The organism is Mesorhizobium sp. M1E.F.Ca.ET.063.01.1.1, assembly GCF_003998155.1.
In the GTDB taxonomy this organism is placed as follows: domain Bacteria; phylum Pseudomonadota; class Alphaproteobacteria; order Rhizobiales; family Rhizobiaceae; genus Mesorhizobium.
Genome location: NZ_RZSC01001768.1, coordinates 1 through 391, shown reverse-complemented (window position 1 = coordinate 391; position 391 = coordinate 1). Strand labels below are relative to the sequence as shown.

The following is a 391-nucleotide window of genomic DNA, read 5'->3' as shown; positions in this document are numbered from 1 at the left end:
TTGGTGATGTCGTCTTCCTCGTCGCGAGCGGCGGAGCGGCCACGCGGCTTTTCGTCCGCCTTGGGGGCTTCCTCGATTCGCTCGACCACTGGCGCCTGCTTGGCTTCGGGTCCGGCATAGGTGGCTTCGAGGTCGATGATCTCACGCAGCAGGATCTTCGATTCGTTGAGCTCATCGCGCCAGATGATGATGGCCTGGAAGGTCAGCGGGCTTTCGCAGAGCCCCGCGATCATCGTCTCGCGGCCGGCCTCGATGCGCTTGGCAATGGCGATTTCGCCCTCGCGCGACAGAAGCTCGACCGAGCCCATCTCGCGCAGATACATGCGGACCGGATCGTCGGTGCGATCGGTCGGCTCCTTCTTGGTGGTCGTGGTGGCGACGGCGGTGCCGG

1 protein-coding gene is annotated in these 391 nt (G+C 65.0%); it reads right to left on the bottom strand.

Annotated elements, in window-relative coordinates; all coding sequences use genetic code 11:
* The coding region (locus tag EOA29_RS40800) for a sigma-70 factor domain-containing protein (protein ID WP_281061170.1) at positions 1-391 on the bottom strand (391 nt) is incomplete at both ends.